This is a genomic window from Yersinia aleksiciae, from assembly GCF_001047675.1.
Taxonomy (GTDB): domain Bacteria; phylum Pseudomonadota; class Gammaproteobacteria; order Enterobacterales; family Enterobacteriaceae; genus Yersinia; species Yersinia aleksiciae.
Genome location: NZ_CP011975.1, coordinates 637,035 through 654,622 on the forward strand (window position 1 = coordinate 637,035; position 17,588 = coordinate 654,622).

Genomic DNA, 17,588 nt, shown 5'->3' on the forward strand with positions numbered 1-17,588 from the left:
GGCCCCTGTCCCATTAGCATCCATCATCCCCACAGATAAATCCTAAATTCCTATTTTACAGTTTTATCCGAATCCCAGCGGCTGGCGAACCGTCTAAGATAACGCTATAGCCAATAAGGCCTAGTAAGGATCAATCATGTTAAAAGTAACCGCGTTTCAATCGACGATGTTGAAACTGAGTGTCGTAAGACCAAGAAGGGTAAAACCCCTGTTGCTGATAACGATATTAGCCTGGCTGCCACTCATTCCGATGGCAAATGCTGAGAGCATTGAGTTATTGCCCAGTGTCACTTTGAACATTGGCGAGCAAGACCGCAGCGGTAATTATTGGGATGGTTATGACTGGCGTGACCGCCAATGGTGGCAAGATCATCAAGGGCGGGATTTAGGCGAACGTAACCGCCATGGACATTACTGGGATGGTCACCGTTGGCAAGGTAGGGATTGGTGGAACAAAAATTATTATTACCGTGAAGGGCGTTATTGGAAATACGATAAGCACTATGATAAACACGGTAAAAAACATCATCAGGGTAAAGGCCATGGCCACGGTCATCACGATGATGATTAATTAAAGAAGCGCTGGCGGGTTGTTTAGCCACACCCCGCCAACCTCGATAGTTAAATTAAGCTAACCAGCAGATAACCATTTAGCCCAATCACGAACAAGACGACTAACTTACCCAAAATCTGAGTGAATTTTGTATCAACCAGTTCACCCATCAACTCTTTATTGCCGGTGAAAACCAGTAATGGCACCAACGCTAGCGCAATACCAAAACTCAGTAATACCTGACTCATTACTAATATCCGTGTTGCATCTACCCCCACCAGAATGACAATAAAGGAGGGCAACATGGTCACCGAGCGACGCAGCCACATTGGAATATAAAACCGCACAAACCCCTGCATGACCACTTGCCCCGCCATCGTACCGACGACAGTCGATGAAAGCCCAGCGGCGATTAAACTCAAACCAAAAACAGTGGCGGCGGCATTACCCAGCAGCGGTTGTAGAGTCAAATACGCCTCTTCTATCTCAGCGACGTGCTGGTAACCGCTGAAATGAAAAGCGGCGGCGGCAGTTGCCATCATCGCCAGATTGACAAAACCGGCAATTGTCATCGCAATCGCCACATCAAATCGGGTCGAAGCATAACGCTGAGCTTTGGACTCTTTCCCTTCCGCTTGCGTCAATGCTGAATGTAGGTAAATAACATGCGGCATAATGGTCGCACCCAGCACACCAGCAGCTAAGAATACGGCGTTACCATTGGGTAAATTTGGGATAAGCATCCCACGGCCAAGTGCCGCAATATTAGGTTGAGAGAAAATCAACTCCACGATATAGGCTGCCGCGACAAACAATAACAAACCGCCGACCACCAATTCGATAGGCTTTTGCCCACGATTTTGCAGCATAAGAATAAGGAAAGTGGCAATCCCGGTTAACACGGCCCCTTCCAGTAATGTCACGCCCAGCAGTAATTTGAAGCCGATGGCAGCCCCGATAAACTCGGCCAGGTCGGTCGCCATGACGATAATTTCAGCTTGCACCCAGTAAGCCCAAACTACGGGTCGTGGGAAGCGGTCGCGGATGTGCTCGGCCAGATTCTTGCCCGTCGCAATACCGAGTTTGGCGGAGAGCAGTTGAACTAACATCGCCATGACGTTGGCCCACACCACCACCCATAGCAAGGTATAACCGAACGAGGCACCGGCCTGAATATTAGTGGCGAAGTTACCTGGATCAATATAAGCAATGGCAGCGATAAAAGCAGGCCCCATCAAGGAGAGTTTAACCTTCCTTGATGTACGGCGGGATGTATCGACAGCACGGCTATTCAGCATTCAGTATGACCCTTAGAAAATTGCGTCTTCTGTATTACTACTCATAATATCTAAATGATAATAATTATCAAGCGCATTTAGATCGACAAAACTTATCTCTCTGATAGACGATCCCCATTAATCTGCCGCGTCGTTATCATTCGCTTTTGGTTTCTGAAAAGTTGAGCTAAATGTGACGTCGCTATTTTCAAGGCAGATCACTACAATTATGCAAACTAGCCTAGCTAACTTACTGCCATAGCAAATTATTAACAGCGATTTTTTTTGTGATCAACCCCGCTAATTTGTTTGCATTTATGAAAACGAATTTCTATATTTGCAGCCTACATCTCGTTTTTAATGTAGCCGTTACATAAAATGTCCACCAAAATCTAGCCTGCCTCAAATTTGGAGCACACATGTCCCATATTCTGCAGTTTGCGTTGGCCTTAGTCGTGGTGGCCATATTAGCCTTGGCGATCTGTAAAGATCGTAAAAGCATTCGCATTCGGTTTGTTATTCAATTGCTGGTTATTGAAGTGTTGTTGGCGTACTTCTTCCTTCATTCGGAAGCTGGATTAGGTTTTGTGAAAGGATTCGCCGGTCTATTCGATAAACTACTTGGATTTGCCGCGACCGGTACTGATTTTGTCTTTGGCAATATGGGTGATAAAGGTCTCGCATTCTTCTTCCTGAGAGTGTTATGCCCTATCGTCTTTATCTCTGCTCTGATCGGCATTCTGCAATATATCAAAGTACTGCCGGTGGTTATTCGGATTATCGGTACTCTGTTATCCAAAGTTAACGGCATGGGCAAGTTGGAATCATTCAACGCCGTCAGTTCACTGATTCTGGGCCAGTCTGAAAACTTCATCGCTTATAAAGACATTCTGGGCAAAATGTCTGAAAAACGCATGTACACCATGGCGGCGACTGCAATGTCGACAGTGTCTATGTCGATTGTGGGTGCTTATATGTCAATGCTGGACGCGAAGTTCGTGGTTGCAGCGCTGGTGCTTAACATGTTCAGTACCTTTATCGTGTTGTCGTTGATCAACCCGTATAAAGCGGAAGATGAAGAAGAGTTACAACTCAGTAACTTGCATGAAGGCCAAAGCTTCTTTGAAATGCTGGGTGAATACATCTTGGCCGGTTTCAAAGTAGCCATTATCGTTGCTGCTATGCTGATTGGTTTCATTGCTTTGATTGCTGCAATGAATGCCTTATTCAGCTTGCTGTTTGGGATTAGCTTCCAAGGGATTCTGGGCTATGTGTTCTTCCCGTTTGCTTGGGTCATGGGCGTACCTACTCATGAAGCTTTGCAAGTTGGCGGTATCATGGCAACCAAACTGGTTTCTAACGAATTCGTGGCAATGATGGATTTGCAGAAAGTCGCAGCAACACTGTCACCACGCAGCGTGGGTATTTTGTCTGTATTCCTGGTTTCATTCGCTAACTTCTCCTCTATCGGTATCGTAGCCGGTGCGATTAAGGGTCTGAATGAGCATCAAGGTAACGTGGTTTCTCGCTTTGGCCTGAAGCTACTGTACGGCTCTACACTGGTCAGTGTGCTGTCCGCCTCCATCGCGGGCCTGGTGCTCTAAGTACCAGAAAAAACTCTCTAAAAAGGCGCTACGGCGCTTTTTTTTATGTCTGCGATTCAGTGCTGGACGATTTGTTTTGGTGATGATTTATTTGGAAACAGGTAGGTTGAAGAATATATTGGGTATTAGGTATTGGGGGAGACTTGATATAATACTGGGCCCTGCGGGATGACTTGTACTGCTACATAAGGTGGGTCGTGCGGGATGACTTGTACTGCTACATAATGGTGGGCCGTGCGGGATTCGAACCTGCGACCAATTGATTAAAAGTCAACTGCTCTACCAACTGAGCTAACGGCCCATTATGTATTTACTGCTTACTGACAATTCGGTGCTCATCGTGCGGAATCAATCATCCTGCGAACTCGCTCTTCGGGTCAACGCTAACGCGTTGCTGTCTCGCTTCGCTCGGCTCGAACCTTTAACCAATTGACTAAAAATCAACTGTTCTGGCAGCTAAGCTAACGACCCATTGCATTGGTAATACGAGTAAAAGAAGTGGTGGGCGATACCAGATTCGAACTGATGACCCCCTCCGTGTAAAGGAGATGCTCTACCAACTGAGCTAATCGCCCACTTCTACTACTTGAATCTTAATGCACTAAAGCAATGAGTGATGAGTGATGAGTGATGAGTGATGAGTGGTGGGCGATACCAGATTCGAACTGATGACCCCCTCCGTGTAAAGGAGATGCTCTACCAACTGAGCTAATCGCCCTCATCTATCTCATTTACTGCTTTAATCCACAACACGTCGAGTTTGGTGGGCGATACCAGATTCGAACTGATGACCCCCTCCGTGTAAAGGAGATGCTCTACCAACTGAGCTAATCGCCCCGCCGTGTTGTTGGAGTCGCATTATAGGGATAGTTCGAAGTGAGTCAACGGTTTTTAAAACGAAAACAACCGTTCGCCGCAAATTTAAACAGGATGCGATATTTATCGCCGCTATGAACGTTTGTTTAGCTATATCTGTTAGTAATCGTTGATGGCATATCGGTAACATCGTTGAGGAATTACCTCAGGGTGGTAGAATGGCGCCTACTTTTTCGAATCTCGAGCAACAACCAGCGTCTGCTGGTTGGCGTAGCGTAATTAAGGCATCGATCCCAATGAAAATCAAAACCCGTTTTGCACCCAGCCCTACCGGCTATCTCCATGTGGGTGGCGCACGTACCGCGCTCTACTCCTGGTTGTTCACCCGTCATTTAGGCGGTGAATTTGTTCTGCGTATAGAAGACACTGATCTTGAGCGCTCAACCCAGGAAGCCATCGATGCCATTATGGACGGTATGAACTGGCTGAATCTGGATTGGGATGAAGGCCCGTATTTCCAGACTAAACGTTTCGATCGCTACAATGCCGTCATTGACCAAATGTTGGAAAAAGGCACCGCTTATCGTTGCTACTGCTCTAAAGAGCGCTTGGATGAGCTTCGTGAGACCCAAATGGCCAATGGTGAGAAACCTCGCTACGATGGCCGTTGCCGTGATAGCCAGTGCACCCATGGCGCGGATGAGCCATCGGTTGTGCGTTTTCGTAACCCGCAGGAAGGCTCGGTTATCTTCGACGATAAGATCCGTGGGCCGATCGAATTCAGCAACCAAGAACTGGATGATCTAATCATCCGTCGTACTGATGGTTCACCGACCTATAACTTCTGTGTCGTGGTCGATGACTGGGATATGGAAATCACGCATGTTATTCGTGGTGAAGACCATATCAATAATACGCCTCGCCAAATTAATATTCTGAAAGCGTTGGGTGCCCCCGTTCCTGAATATGCTCACGTTTCCATGATCCTGGGTGATGACGGCAAAAAACTGTCTAAACGTCACGGCGCTGTTGGCGTAATGCAATACCGCGATGACGGCTACCTGCCAGAAGCCTTGCTGAACTATTTGGTGCGTTTGGGTTGGTCCCATGGCGATCAAGAGATTTTCTCTGTTGCCGAAATGACCGAGCTATTCACACTTGATGCGGTGAGCAAATCAGCCAGTGCTTTCAATACTGAAAAGCTGCAATGGTTGAACCATCACTATATCAATAGCTTGCCTCCAGAACAGGTTGCCGTGCAGTTGTCGTGGCATGTGGAGCAGTTGGGTATCGATACCCGTAACGGCCCTGAATTGGTTGAAATTGTTAAGCTGCTGGGCGAGCGGTGTAAGACACTGAAAGAAATGGCGGAGTCTTGCCGCTACTTCTACGAAGAATTTGATGAATTCGATGCTGATGCAGCTAAAAAACATTTGCGCCCTGTAGCCCGCCAGCCGCTTGAAGCTGTCAAAGCTAAACTCGCCGCTATCACTGACTGGAGCACAGAAAACGTACACAACGCCATTCAGGGCACTGCTGACGAGTTAGGTGTTGGTATGGGCAAGGTTGGTATGCCGCTGCGTGTTGCCGTCACCGGTGCAGGCCAATCGCCGGGGATGGATGTGACCGTTCATGCTATCGGTCAGTCTCGCTCACTGGCCCGAATTGATAAAGCACTGGCCTTTATCAGCGAACGCGAAGCTCAGCAGTAATAACTGAGCATTCTCAATATGATCAGGCGGCGACTCAGCCGCCTTTTCTATATGGATAGCGCCACTAATTGTGAGCTGGATTCCATTTATTCTGCTGTTTGCTGACCGATTTGGCGGCTTTTTCAGCGCTTGACGCGAGAAATCGAATTAGCCGTTGACACTGTTTCAGCGGTTTCATATCATGCGCCCCGTTCACACGATTTATTATGTGCGCATTGGGGCTATAGCTCAGCTGGGAGAGCGCTTGCATGGCATGCAAGAGGTCGACGGTTCGATCCCGTCTAGCTCCACCAAATTTTACCTTTTTGATGAGTGACGCTTTATCGCGTAATCAGTCAGGTTAAATGGGTGGCGCAGAGATAAATCAGCACGAACAACCAAATTTGTGGGGCTATAGCTCAGCTGGGAGAGCGCTTGCATGGCATGCAAGAGGTCGACGGTTCGATCCCGTCTAGCTCCACCACTCTTTAAAAAAACCGGCTCATGGCCGGTTTTTTGCTTTCTAGCGTTTACTCTTATCACTTATCTCTGCTTAAACACGCCATAAAATCGGCCACTCTCCATTTTGTCATTGACCACTGTTATCCTGCATACTCTCTCACTGTATTAATTACTCCAGGAATAGGTTATGAATCAGCAGCAACAAATCATTCAATGGCTCTATGCTGATTCTTATCGTATGCAGGCATTATCTATTGCCCAGGAACTCGGGCTAAATCAGTGGTGCCTGGCTGCAGGATTTGTCCGCAATCTAGTCTGGGATCAATTGCACGGGCATCTTTCCCCGACGCCACTCAATGATATTGATTTAGTCTATTTTGATGAGAAAAACATCAGCACACAGCATGATTTGCAGTTAGAAGCGCAGTTACAGCAAAACCTCTCGTCTCAGCATCCACTCTTCCCTTGGTCGGTAAAAAACCAGGCCAGAATGCACCTGCGCAGTGGCCGCCGGCCTTATTACAGTACAGAAGATGCCATCAGTTATTGGGTTGAAGTGGAAACGGCGGTGGGTGCCAGACTCAACAAAAATGGCGATATCGAATTGGTGGCACCATTAGGGCTGGATGCGCTGTTTACCCGAACTATTACTCTGAATCCTAAAAACGGGGAAATTGATACCTATCATCAACGGGTAAATAGCAAAGGTTGGCAACAACATTGGCCAGAGTTACGTTTGGTGATTTAGTGGCTCAGAGCCCTGTTTTGGCGCTCATAAAAACGCCAAGTGATAAGTTAGTGATAAGATTGTGTAAAACAGCCCTAGAACGTTAAAGGTTAAAATTCTCTCGTCGATAAGCATTACTCCACCCATGTTTTTCTAAGGAATAATGATGTCGAACACGATTTCAGCAGCAACTGCGTCAGTAAGCAGCAGTAGCTCTTCGGACAACAGCACCGCCGCAGAGATTAAATCCCTTAATCAGCAGATCCAAAAACTGACAGAAAAATTGAGCACCTTAAAAGATTCTGGTCTGACAGCTGATGAGTTACAAAAACAGCAGCAACAAATTCAGAGTCAAATTGCCGCGCTGCAAGCTCAAGTCGCTCGTATTGAGGCACAAGAAGCGGAAAAAGCCAAAGAAGGTAAGAACGATACCCTGAGCGCGAGTACGCCAACGGGTGATGGGGTCAACCGCCCTTCTGCCCAAAACCAGATTGACGTTTATATTTAAGGTGTTTGTACCTGACAAAACAGTACCATGGCGATGGACGGATGACGCCCACCGCCATGTTTTAGCCCCGCTTAAGCGGTATCACTAAGCTATCTAACCCTTCCACTTTAATAGTCAGCGTCAGTTCCATCAGCATACCCAGCTTACCTTGTGGAAATTCACCTTTGCGGGCGAACCACAGCAAGTACTCTTCGGGCAGGTCGATCAATACCCGCCCTTGGTATTTACCAAAAGGCATCCGAGTATTGGCAATCTCAATCAGATTCTCTTTTTCCATACTGCCCTCTGATGTCCGAACTATTCACCCAACAAACGGATCATTTCTGCTTCATCAATAACTGTTATCCCCAGTTCCTGCGCTTTCGCCAGTTTTGAACCCGCAGCCTCACCGGCGATCACCAGATCGGTTTTCTTGGAGACACTACCACTCACTTTGGCCCCTAAGGTGGTCAGACGATCTTTCGCTTCGTCCCGCGAGAGGATCGTCAGTGAGCCAGTCAAGACAACTGTTTTACCGGCAAATGGGCTGTCGATCTCTTTAGCAATAATCTGTTGTGGCTCTGGCCAACTGATCACCTGCTCCAGCGCCTCGATCACTTTTTGATTGTGCTCTTCGCTAAGGAAGTTCAGCACGTGCTTAGCCACCACTTCACCAACATCCGGCACGCTTTTGAGTGCATCAATATCAGCCGCACGCAAATTTGCCATATTGCGGAAGTGTGCAGCCAAATTAGCAGCGGTCGCCTCGCCCACCTCGCGGATGCCCAGGGCATATAGGAAGCGCGCAAACGTGGTTTGCTTTGCTTTATCTAATGCTGAAATCAGATTTTGTGCAGACTTCGGCCCCATCCGATCCAGTCCAGTCAGTTTGCCCGCCGTCAGCTCGAATAAGTCCGCAGGGTTCTCAACATACTGTTTTTCCACCAGTTGCTCGATAATTTTATCGCCCATGCCATCCACATCCAGCGCCCGACGGGAAACAAAGTGCTTTAGCGCCTCTTTACGTTGCGCCGCGCAGAACAAGCCACCGGTACAGCGGGCAACCGCCTCGCCTTCTACTCGCTCGATATCAGAACCACACACTGGGCAGTGATCTGGGAATGTGATCTCTTTCGCATCCTGAGGACGTTGTTCCATCACCACCCCCACCACTTGCGGGATCACATCGCCAGCACGACGCACAATGACGGTATCGCCGATGCGTAAGCCAAGGCGCTCAATTTCATCGGCATTATGCAGCGTCGCATTGCTGACAATCACACCCGCCACCTGCACCGGCTCCAGACGGGCAACTGGTGTGATAGCCCCCGTGCGACCCACCTGAAACTCCACTTCGCGGACTTGCGTTATCTGCTCTTGAGCTGGAAACTTAAACGCGGTTGCCCAACGGGGCGCGCGCGCCACAAAGCCTAACTGCTCTTGCAAGTCAAGATCATCAACTTTGATAACCACACCATCGATATCGAAGCCTAAACCGGCGCGGTCCTGTTCAACCTGGCGATAGAAAGCAATAACCTGCTCGCTGCCAGTGCAGAGCTTCACTCGATTACTGACCGGTAAACCCCAGGCTTTAAATTGCATCAGACGCTGAATATGGCTGCGTGGAAGCTCGCCGCCATCCAATAAACCGACGCCGTAACAGAAGAAAGCTAATCGCCGTTTGGCTGTGATGCGGGGATCGAGCTGACGCAATGATCCTGCGGCGGCATTACGTGGGTTGGCGAAAACCTTGCCACCTTTACGGCGCGCCTCGTCATTCAGTTGTTCAAAACCCAGCTGTGGCATAAAGACTTCACCGCGCACTTCAACCCGCCGAGGGATATTCTCCCCCTGCAAGCGCAGCGGAATGGCACGAATGGTGCGCACATTGGCGGTAATATTTTCACCGGTGGTGCCGTCACCACGGGTTGCCGCCCTGACCAGTTCGCCATCTTCATACAGTAAACTGACTGCCAAACCATCCAACTTTAGCTCACAGCAAAAGGTCAGCGGCTCCGCGCGTTTCAGGCGGTCATGCACCCGCTTATCAAACGCCAAATAACTCTCTTCATCGAACACGTTATCAAGAGAGAGCATCGGGACTTCGTGCTTAACTTGCTCAAACGCATCAAGAGGGGCCGCGCCCACCCGTTGCGTTGGTGAGTCACTGGTAATCAATTCGGGATGTAGGGCTTCCAAATCACGCAATTGCTGCATCAGACGGTCGTATTCAGCATCAGGGATCTCTGGGGCATCCAGCACATGGTATTGATGTTCGTGATGGCGCAATGAGGTTCTTAGTTGATTAATTTGCTGAATTATCGATTCCATAGCTCACCATCAAAGATAAAAAACCCCCGGCATGCGGGGGTTCGGGTTAATTCGATTCATTGCGAGGCAACGTGATTAGGCGGTTGCGTTTGCTTCCAGTACTTCGCGGATGCGAGCCTTATACGTTTCCAATTTTTGCGGGGTCATCATGCGGCGCTCATCATCCAACACCACACCACCGACATCATCGGCAATACGTTGGGCTGATTGCAGCATAAGCTTAAAGTTCTGATGCGCATCGCCATAAGACGGCACCATCATAAACATTGAGACACCCGGCGTTGAGAAATCAGCCATGGTATCAGGGTCAAAGGAACCCGGTTTGACCATATTCGCCAGACTGAATAATACTGGGCCACTACCGGCCGGGCTAAGATGGCGATGGAAAATGCCCATCTCGCCAAACTGGAAACCAGACTGAAGAACACTCTGTAGCAGCAACTCGCCACCTAGTGCACCACCGTGATGCGCTGCAACATGCAGCACCAGAACGGTTTCTTTCAGTTTTTGCTGTTTCACCTCAGGAGCAGGAGCTACAGGTTCTGGTTCTGGAGCCGCACGAGGTGCAGGTTCTGCCGCATGCTGTGGCTCTATGTGTCGCGGTTGTGAATAGGATTCATCAACCGATCCAAGCAAAGGGTCACGCTGTGATTCATGCGGTGGTTGCTCAGCAGATAGCCCACCCAAAAGAGGGTCGTCATATTCTGTTTGCACGGAAGCAAAAGGCTGCTGACGAGATTCCGTCTTCACCTGAGCCGGTTTAGCATCAGCATGCTGAATAACTGGCATCTCTTCGTCATCGTCATCAACATGACTAAACGAAGGCTTCTCCTGTGGATGAGCAGTGCGGACCCGCACTTCTCCTACCCCTTCATCGAGACTCTCGATCGGGGTTTCAACACGTTCTTGTTTCAGACGTTTAACTGGGCGATCGCGAAAAAGTGATGAGCGTTCTTTACGGCTGGTCCATAAACCATGCAATAACAACGCTATTATGGCGATCGCGCCAACAACGATTAATATCAGACGCAAATCCTGCATCATTACTATCTCTGTTGTTCCAATACATTGCCACCGCGGCAAACATTCACCCTTTAACTCTATTTCCCAACGAACACAAGTGCAAGTCCGTGCTCAATTTTCTTCGAAGAAAGATGATTATGCTAGATGTTTCGCTCACTTTTCGCACAATATGTGACTATGCAGTGGGAAATCATACCGATATGATACGCAGGTCGATAAGCATATAGAGAACTGAATGGCATGGCGTATACGCAAAAGGCGGTAAAAAAGGTGAGTGGTGTCCATTATTTTGCTCAAGGATGGCAGTTGATTTCTCGTCCGGGCATCCGGAGATTCGTTATTTTGCCTTTGCTGGTGAATATTCTGCTGATGGGAGGCGCTTTTTGGTGGTTATTCAATCGTATAGGTGACTGGGTGCCGCAATTGATGAGCCATGTTCCCGACTGGTTACAGTGGTTAAGCTATTTGCTGTGGCCAGTTATGGTGATTTCGGTGCTACTGGTATTCAGTTACCTGTTCAGTACTCTTGCTAATTTTATCGCGGCCCCCTTTAGCGGCTTACTGGCCGAACAACTGGAAGCCAGTCTGACCGGCAAGCCTCTGCCAGACACAGGTATTATGGGTATCGTGAAAGATCTGCCGCGCATTATGGCGCGTGAATGGCGCAAATTGGCTTACTACCTGCCACGAGCCTTAGTGCTACTGCTGCTGTACTTTATTCCGGGCATCGGGCAAACACTGGCCCCGGTTTTGTGGTTCTTATTCAGCGCCTGGATGTTATCGATTCAATATTGTGACTATCCTTTTGATAACCATAAAGTGAGTTTCCAGGATATGCGCAGTGCGCTGCGCCAGAACAAAGTCGATAACCTGCAATTTGGCGCACTGGTGAGCTTATTCACCATGATTCCCTTTCTCAATCTGGTGATTATGCCAGTTGCGGTCTGTGGTGCCACAGCAATGTGGGTTGATCGTTACCGCGACCAGTTTATTCAACCATCACGATAATCATCGGTGGGCGTGCCGGTCACGCCCTTGTTATTGGGATTAAAACTTATTTCCTAATAACATATCGATATACCAATTACTTACTTCCATAGCCATACTGTTAGCGTATGCTTTGAACGTTTCCTACATTTTCATAGAGTTAAAGGACGGGCTATGAGCAAGATATATGAAGACAACTCTTTAACAATCGGCCATACGCCGCTGGTTCGTTTGAACCGTATCGGTAACGGACGCATTTTGGCAAAGGTTGAGTCACGTAATCCAAGTTTCAGCGTTAAATGCCGTATCGGCGCGAATATGATTTGGGATGCTGAAAAACGCGGCATTCTGACGACAGATAAAGAACTGGTAGAGCCAACCAGCGGCAATACCGGTATTGCACTGGCATTTGTTGCCGCCGCTCGCGGTTACAAATTAACCCTGACCATGCCTGAAACCATGAGCATTGAGCGCCGTAAGCTGCTAAAAGCGCTAGGTGCCAATTTGGTGCTGACCGAAGGCGCTAAAGGGATGAAAGGGGCAATTGCCAAAGCAGAAGAAATTCAGGCTACCGACCCAGACCGTTACCTCATTTTGCAGCAGTTCAGTAACCCGGCAAACCCAGAGATTCATGAGAAAACCACCGGCCCAGAAATTTGGGAAGATACCGATGGCGAAGTCGATGTCTTTATCGCCGGTGTGGGTACGGGTGGCACTCTGACAGGTGTTAGCCGCTACATCAAAAACACCAAAGGTAAAGCGATTACCACGGTTGCTGTTGAGCCAACCGACTCTCCGGTTATCACTCAGGCATTGGCAGGTCAGGAAATCAAACCCGGCCCGCATAAAATTCAGGGTATCGGTGCAGGATTCATCCCCGGTAACCTCGATCTAACACTGGTTGATCGTGTTGCCTTGGTAACCAATGACGAAGCCATCTCTATGGCCCGCCGTTTGATGGATGAAGAGGGTATTTTGGCTGGTATTTCTTCCGGTGCTGCGGTTGCTGCGGCAGTCAAACTTTCGGAAGAAGATGGCTTTACTGACAAAACAATTGTGGTTATTCTTCCGTCCTCGGGTGAGCGCTATTTAAGCACGGCTTTGTTCGCAGATCTGTTCACTGAGCAAGAGCTGCAACAGTAGTCATGCCGTCGCACTAAATGCTAAAAAGCACCCGCACGGGTGCTTTTTTTGTGGCGCACTTCAAAGTTTTCACTACATAAAGATTGATTTTACCCTCTGGGTTTAGTATTTAACCGGACAATTATTTTGATACGCGAAATTAATCGCATCTTGAGAGCTTCTCAGGCTGAATCGATTTATCTATTATGCAATGCGTTATGCAAAGTGATAAAAAATGTCATCAACTCACGCTGATTGAAGACATAACGCAAAGAGAGCATTATTCTTAGATATGACAGTGCTGATTTTAAACCTGAATTCAGGTTGCACCAGAAACTGTCTTTGTGACTTGTCAGTGGTTGGGGCATAGTCATGCGCGAGTCAAATAGTCTCGTTCTACGCGCACTAATACAGGCTAAAGTTTGGGTTTTACACTAGACTTTAGCTCCACAACATAAATCCAATAAGTTGGGGAAATACAATGTTCCAGCAAGAAGTTACTATTACTGCACCAAACGGTCTGCATACCCGCCCTGCTGCCCAGTTCGTAAAAGAAGCAAAAGGCTTTGCGTCTGAAATTACTGTGATTTCTAACGGTAAAAGCGCTAGCGCCAAGAGCCTGTTCAAACTGCAAACTCTGGGCCTGACCCAAGGTACTGTTGTTACGATCTCTGCTGAAGGCGAAGATGAGAAGAAAGCTGTTGAGCATCTGGTAAAACTGATGGCAGAGCTTGAGTAATCACGCGCGCTTTTTAAGTTAACACCAGTCAAGAGTAAGGTAGGGTTATGATTTCAGGCATTTTAGTATCACCGGGTATCGCTTTTGGTAAAGCACTTTTACTGAAAGAAGATGAGATTGTTATCAACCGGAAAAAGATCTCTGCTGACCAAGTGGAGCAGGAAGTCGAACGTTTCAAAACTGGCCGGGCAAAAGCCGCAGAACAGTTAGAAGCGATTAAGACCAAAGCTGAAGCAAGCCTCGGCGAAGAAAAAGCTGCTATCTTCGAAGGGCACATCATGCTGTTGGAAGACGAAGAGCTTGAGCAGGAAATCATAGCCCTCATCAAAGATGAGCATGCCACTGCCGACGCAGCCGCTTATTCAGTGATTGAAGGCCAGGCAAAAGCCCTGGAAGAGCTGGATGACGAATACCTGAAAGAACGTGCCGCTGACGTACGTGATATCGGTAAACGCCTGCTGAAGAACATTCTCGGTCTGAACATTGTCGATTTAAGTGCGATTCAGGATGAAGTGATTCTGGTTGCCGCCGATCTGACACCGTCAGAGACCGCCCAGTTGAATCTGGATAAAGTGTTAGGGTTCATCACCGATTTAGGTGGCCGTACCTCTCACACCTCCATCATGGCCCGTTCATTGGAGTTACCGGCGATTGTCGGGACGACTAATGCGACCAAAGAAATTCAGAATGACGACTATCTGATCATTGATGCGGTCAACAACAAAATCTATCTAAACCCAACTGCCGAAGTTATTGAGCAGTTGAAAGCGGTGAAAAATCAGTACATCACCGAGAGAAATGATCTGGCTAAACTGAAAGACTTGCCTGCTATCACCCTTGATGGCCATCAGGTTGAAGTGGTAGCCAACATCGGTACTGTGCGTGATATCGCCGGTGCTGAGCGTAATGGCGCCGAAGGTGTTGGTCTGTATCGTACCGAATTCCTGTTCATGGACCGCGACTCACTGCCGACTGAAGAAGAGCAGTTCCAGGCATATAAAGCCGTTGCGGAAGCCATGGGTTCTCAGGCAGTAATCGTCCGTACCATGGACATTGGCGGTGACAAAGACCTGCCATACATGAACTTGCCGAAAGAAGAAAACCCATTCCTGGGCTGGCGCGCCATCCGTATTGCTATGGATCGCAAAGAGATTCTGCACGCACAACTGCGCGCCATCTTGCGGGCATCAGCGTTCGGTAAATTGCGTATTATGTTCCCGATGATTATTTCGGTTGAAGAAGTACGCGAGCTGAAAGCAGAACTTGAGCTGCTGAAGAGCCAATTACGTGAAGAAAACAAAGCCTTCGATGAAACTATCGAGGTCGGTGTGATGGTTGAAACACCAGCGGCGGCGGTCATCGCTCGCCATTTAGCTAAAGAAGTTGACTTCTTTAGTATTGGGACAAACGATCTAACTCAGTATACTCTGGCAGTAGATCGTGGCAATGAGCTGATTTCTCATCTTTATAATCCAATGTCGCCATCGGTATTGGGCCTGATCAAACAGGTTATTGATGCGTCTCATGCTGAAGGTAAGTGGACCGGAATGTGCGGTGAACTTGCTGGCGACGAACGTGCTACACTGTTGCTATTGGGCATGGGGCTGGATGAGTTCAGCATGAGTGCGATTTCGATCCCACGCATCAAGAAAATTATCCGTAATACGAATTTCGAAGATGTGAAAGTGTTGGCGGAGCAGGCATTGGCTCAACCAACAGCGAAGGAATTGATGGATCTGATTAACACATTCATCGAAGAAAAAACGCTCTGCTAATTCCACGATACTGGAACGCTGCCCAATATAAATACTTAGGAGAAGATCATGGGTTTGTTCGATAAACTGAAATCACTGGTTTCAGATGATAAAAAAGACAGTGGTACTATTGAGATTGTTGCACCATTGTCTGGTGAAATCGTCAACATCGAAGATGTTCCTGATGTTGTATTTGCAGAGAAAATCGTTGGTGATGGTATTGCCATCAAGCCTTCAGGCAACAAAATGGTTGCTCCTGTTGACGGCACCATCGGTAAAATTTTCGAAACTAACCATGCTTTTTCTATCGAATCAGACAGCGGCATTGAGCTGTTCGTCCACTTCGGTATTGATACTGTTGAACTGAAAGGTGAAGGCTTCAAACGCATCGCTGAAGAAGGTCAACGCGTCAAGAAAGGTGATGTGGTGATTGAGTTCAATCTGGCCCTGCTGGAAGAGAAAGCCAAGTCTACATTGACACCGGTTGTTATCTCCAACATGGACGAGATCAAAGAGCTGATCAAGTTGTCTGGTAGTGTCACTGTGGGTGAGACACCCATTATTCGTATTAAGAAGTAATTTCTCGCTACGAATGAGAAACGGCGCCTAAGGGCGCCGTTTTTGTTAGCTAAAATCAATTAATCGGCAGCAACCCAGCGTGGTATCCGCAGTGCAATCACCAGCCCACCCTGCTCACCATTTCTTGCTTCGACCTGCCCACCATGGGCCAGAATCACCTTACGCGTAATTGCCAGCCCTAAACCGTAGCCTTTACCAGACATCGCAGATTTTACGCGCACAAAAGGGTCAAAAATACAGGATAGCTTGCTCTCCTCTACCCCTGGCCCTCGATCGGCCACCTGAATCTGGTAACTCTTATCAACTGATGAAAGTGCCACTTTGACCTGTTGACCATGGTTGGAGAAACGCAGCGCATTACGGACGATGTTATCAATCGCCCGCCGCATCAGCTCGGCATTGCCTTTAACGGTGTACTCGATCGGCTGTGGCGCGACCTGTAGCAGAATTTCCACTCCCGGCACTTGCGCCTCGTAGCGAGCATCATTCACCACCACTTTCACTAACTCGTGCAGGTCGAAATACTCGTCATCATCGGATAAATCATGGTTTTCAGCACGTGATAGCGCCAATAACTCACCAATCATCTTATCCAGCCGCTCGGACTCATGCTCAATACGTTGCAATGAGTTCTCCACGTTACTGGGATTCTGATGCGCCAACCCGATAGCCAATTGTAAACGGGCCAGCGGCGAGCGTAACTCATGGGAGACATCATGCAGGAGTTGCTCACGGGCGCTGACCAGCGCTTCAAGGCGCTCCGCCATTGAATCGAAGTCACGCGCAACTTCCGTCAACTCATCATGGCGGCGGCGCATCACCGGCAACAATCGCACCGACAAATCGCCCTGTGCTACCCGTTCAAATCCCGCCCGTAGCTGGCGCATTGGCCGCGTCAGGTTCCAGGCTAATAGTGCACTGAAGAACAAGCCGCCTAATAGCCCCATCCAAATCATCGGGATCGGAACATTGAGTATTTCACGGCGTTTCTCCCCTGATTCACCGCGCGCCCCTCCCCCCCGTAAACCATCAATGTTATAGCTGATACGATAGCCCTGCCCATCGGGGCTTTTAGCCCAGGTCGTGACTTCCGAGCGATTAAGCTCAGGCTCCTTGCCTCTGGGATCGGATCTCTCAGCAGGGACGGCTTCAGTCATTGGCGCGATCATGGCAGTAGGCAAGAGAGATAACTGGTTTTTAGCGGCCTCTGGCCAGTCAGCAATCATGGCATTCAACGCTGGCAAGCCGCCGGAATGTAATACCGAAGCGGCTGACGCGACCTGCAATTTGGCAATCTGACGTGCCATTTCGCGCTCGGGCGGTTCATGGCGATTGCCGTAGAAGGAGAACACCACCCACAGCATCTGGGTCATTAAAATAAAGGTCAGCCAAAAACCCAGCAGGATTTTCCAGAACAACCGTCCACGCATTTATTA

General features: G+C 48.5%; 15 protein-coding genes, 6 tRNA genes and 1 other RNA gene. 12 read left to right on the forward strand and 10 right to left on the reverse strand.

All coding sequences use genetic code 11. The features are described from left to right. Positions 1 to 136 precede the first annotated feature (136 nt). Positions 137 to 571, forward strand: a complete 435-nt coding sequence (locus tag ACZ76_RS03070) for a DUF2502 domain-containing protein (protein ID WP_072080974.1) — start codon at positions 137 to 139, stop codon at positions 569 to 571. Positions 572 to 621: 50 nt separating this feature from the next. Here ACZ76_RS03070 and ACZ76_RS03075 read toward each other — a convergent pair whose 3' ends face one another. Beyond that, the gene (locus tag ACZ76_RS03075; RefSeq protein ID WP_048616714.1) at positions 622 to 1,851 is read right to left on the reverse strand and encodes an Nramp family divalent metal transporter; all 1,230 of its coding nucleotides are present in this window, start codon (positions 1,849 to 1,851) and stop codon (positions 622 to 624) included. Positions 1,852 to 2,249: 398 nt separating this feature from the next. On the opposite strand from ACZ76_RS03075, the gene ACZ76_RS03080 reads away from it, so the two are divergent. Continuing rightward, a complete protein-coding gene (locus ACZ76_RS03080; protein ID WP_048616716.1) occupies positions 2,250 to 3,434 on the forward strand; it encodes a NupC/NupG family nucleoside CNT transporter in 1,185 nt (394 codons plus the stop codon). A gap of 225 nt (positions 3,435 to 3,659) precedes the next feature. Here the strand turns inward: ACZ76_RS03080 and ACZ76_RS03085 are convergent. From ACZ76_RS03085 to ACZ76_RS03100, 5 genes are all read right to left on the reverse strand, one after another. Continuing rightward, positions 3,660 to 3,735: transfer RNA gene (locus ACZ76_RS03085), tRNA-Lys, on the reverse strand. Positions 3,736 to 3,766: 31 nt separating this feature from the next. Beyond that, a non-coding RNA gene (locus tag ACZ76_RS18105) (RtT sRNA) lies at positions 3,767 to 3,895 on the reverse strand. A 38-nt stretch (positions 3,896 to 3,933) separates the two neighbouring features. Further along, positions 3,934 to 4,009: transfer RNA gene (locus ACZ76_RS03090), tRNA-Val, on the reverse strand. A 67-nt stretch (positions 4,010 to 4,076) separates the two neighbouring features. Beyond that, a tRNA-Val gene (locus tag ACZ76_RS03095) sits at positions 4,077 to 4,152 on the reverse strand. 43 nt (positions 4,153 to 4,195) lie between these two features. After that, a tRNA-Val gene (locus tag ACZ76_RS03100) sits at positions 4,196 to 4,271 on the reverse strand. A 275-nt stretch (positions 4,272 to 4,546) separates the two neighbouring features. Here ACZ76_RS03100 and gltX point away from each other — a divergent pair. The 5 genes from gltX (at position 4,547) to ACZ76_RS03130 (ending at position 7,638) form a co-directional block, all read left to right on the forward strand. Then, a complete protein-coding gene (gene gltX / locus ACZ76_RS03105; RefSeq protein WP_048616718.1) occupies positions 4,547 to 5,962 on the forward strand; it encodes a glutamate--tRNA ligase in 1,416 nt (471 codons plus the stop codon). 217 nt (positions 5,963 to 6,179) lie between these two features. Then, positions 6,180 to 6,255 (forward strand) — tRNA-Ala (locus tag ACZ76_RS03115). 94 nt (positions 6,256 to 6,349) lie between these two features. Further along, positions 6,350 to 6,425: transfer RNA gene (locus ACZ76_RS03120), tRNA-Ala, on the forward strand. 165 nt (positions 6,426 to 6,590) lie between these two features. After that, a complete protein-coding gene (locus ACZ76_RS03125; RefSeq protein ID WP_048616720.1) occupies positions 6,591 to 7,151 on the forward strand; it encodes a nucleotidyltransferase family protein in 561 nt (186 codons plus the stop codon). A gap of 145 nt (positions 7,152 to 7,296) precedes the next feature. After that, positions 7,297 to 7,638 carry a FlxA-like family protein gene (locus tag ACZ76_RS03130; protein ID WP_048616723.1) on the forward strand — a complete coding sequence of 114 codons (342 nt, stop codon included), beginning with the start codon at positions 7,297 to 7,299 and terminating at the stop codon, positions 7,636 to 7,638. 61 nt (positions 7,639 to 7,699) lie between these two features. Here the strand turns inward: ACZ76_RS03130 and ACZ76_RS03135 are convergent, their stop codons facing one another. The 3 genes from ACZ76_RS03135 to zipA all read right to left on the reverse strand — a co-directional run bounded on the left by ACZ76_RS03135 (position 7,700) and on the right by zipA (position 10,992). Beyond that, entirely contained in the window at positions 7,700 to 7,915 is a 216-nt protein-coding gene (locus tag ACZ76_RS03135) for a DUF3820 family protein (protein WP_048616725.1), read from the reverse strand. A gap of 20 nt (positions 7,916 to 7,935) precedes the next feature. Continuing rightward, on the reverse strand, positions 7,936 to 9,948 hold the full coding sequence (gene ligA, locus ACZ76_RS03140) for an NAD-dependent DNA ligase LigA (protein WP_048616727.1): 2,013 nt from the start codon (positions 9,946 to 9,948) through the stop codon (positions 7,936 to 7,938). Positions 9,949 to 10,023: 75 nt separating this feature from the next. After that, positions 10,024 to 10,992 (reverse strand): cell division protein ZipA, encoded by a 969-nt coding sequence (gene zipA / locus ACZ76_RS03145; RefSeq protein ID WP_048616729.1) that lies wholly within the window; start codon positions 10,990 to 10,992, stop codon positions 10,024 to 10,026. Positions 10,993 to 11,211: 219 nt separating this feature from the next. On the opposite strand from zipA, the gene cysZ reads away from it, so the two are divergent. From cysZ to crr, 5 genes are all read left to right on the forward strand, one after another. Beyond that, the gene (cysZ, locus tag ACZ76_RS03150) at positions 11,212 to 11,979 is read left to right on the forward strand and encodes a sulfate transporter CysZ (protein ID WP_048616732.1); all 768 of its coding nucleotides are present in this window, start codon (positions 11,212 to 11,214) and stop codon (positions 11,977 to 11,979) included. A gap of 153 nt (positions 11,980 to 12,132) precedes the next feature. Next, the gene (gene cysK / locus ACZ76_RS03155; protein ID WP_004877754.1) at positions 12,133 to 13,101 is read left to right on the forward strand and encodes a cysteine synthase A; all 969 of its coding nucleotides are present in this window, start codon (positions 12,133 to 12,135) and stop codon (positions 13,099 to 13,101) included. 460 nt (positions 13,102 to 13,561) lie between these two features. Further along, the gene (gene ptsH / locus ACZ76_RS03160) at positions 13,562 to 13,819 is read left to right on the forward strand and encodes a phosphocarrier protein Hpr (protein WP_004393588.1); all 258 of its coding nucleotides are present in this window, start codon (positions 13,562 to 13,564) and stop codon (positions 13,817 to 13,819) included. Positions 13,820 to 13,866: 47 nt separating this feature from the next. Then, a complete protein-coding gene (gene ptsI / locus ACZ76_RS03165) occupies positions 13,867 to 15,594 on the forward strand; it encodes a phosphoenolpyruvate-protein phosphotransferase PtsI (RefSeq protein ID WP_048616736.1) in 1,728 nt (575 codons plus the stop codon). Positions 15,595 to 15,642: 48 nt separating this feature from the next. Beyond that, positions 15,643 to 16,152 carry a PTS glucose transporter subunit IIA gene (crr, locus tag ACZ76_RS03170; protein ID WP_004392561.1) on the forward strand — a complete coding sequence of 170 codons (510 nt, stop codon included), beginning with the start codon at positions 15,643 to 15,645 and terminating at the stop codon, positions 16,150 to 16,152. Between the two features lie 59 nt (positions 16,153 to 16,211). Here crr and ACZ76_RS03175 read toward each other — a convergent pair whose 3' ends face one another. Then, positions 16,212 to 17,582, reverse strand: coding sequence for an ATP-binding protein (locus ACZ76_RS03175; protein ID WP_048616740.1), 1,371 nt, complete (start codon positions 17,580 to 17,582; stop codon positions 16,212 to 16,214). Positions 17,583 to 17,588: the final 6 nt, after the last annotated feature.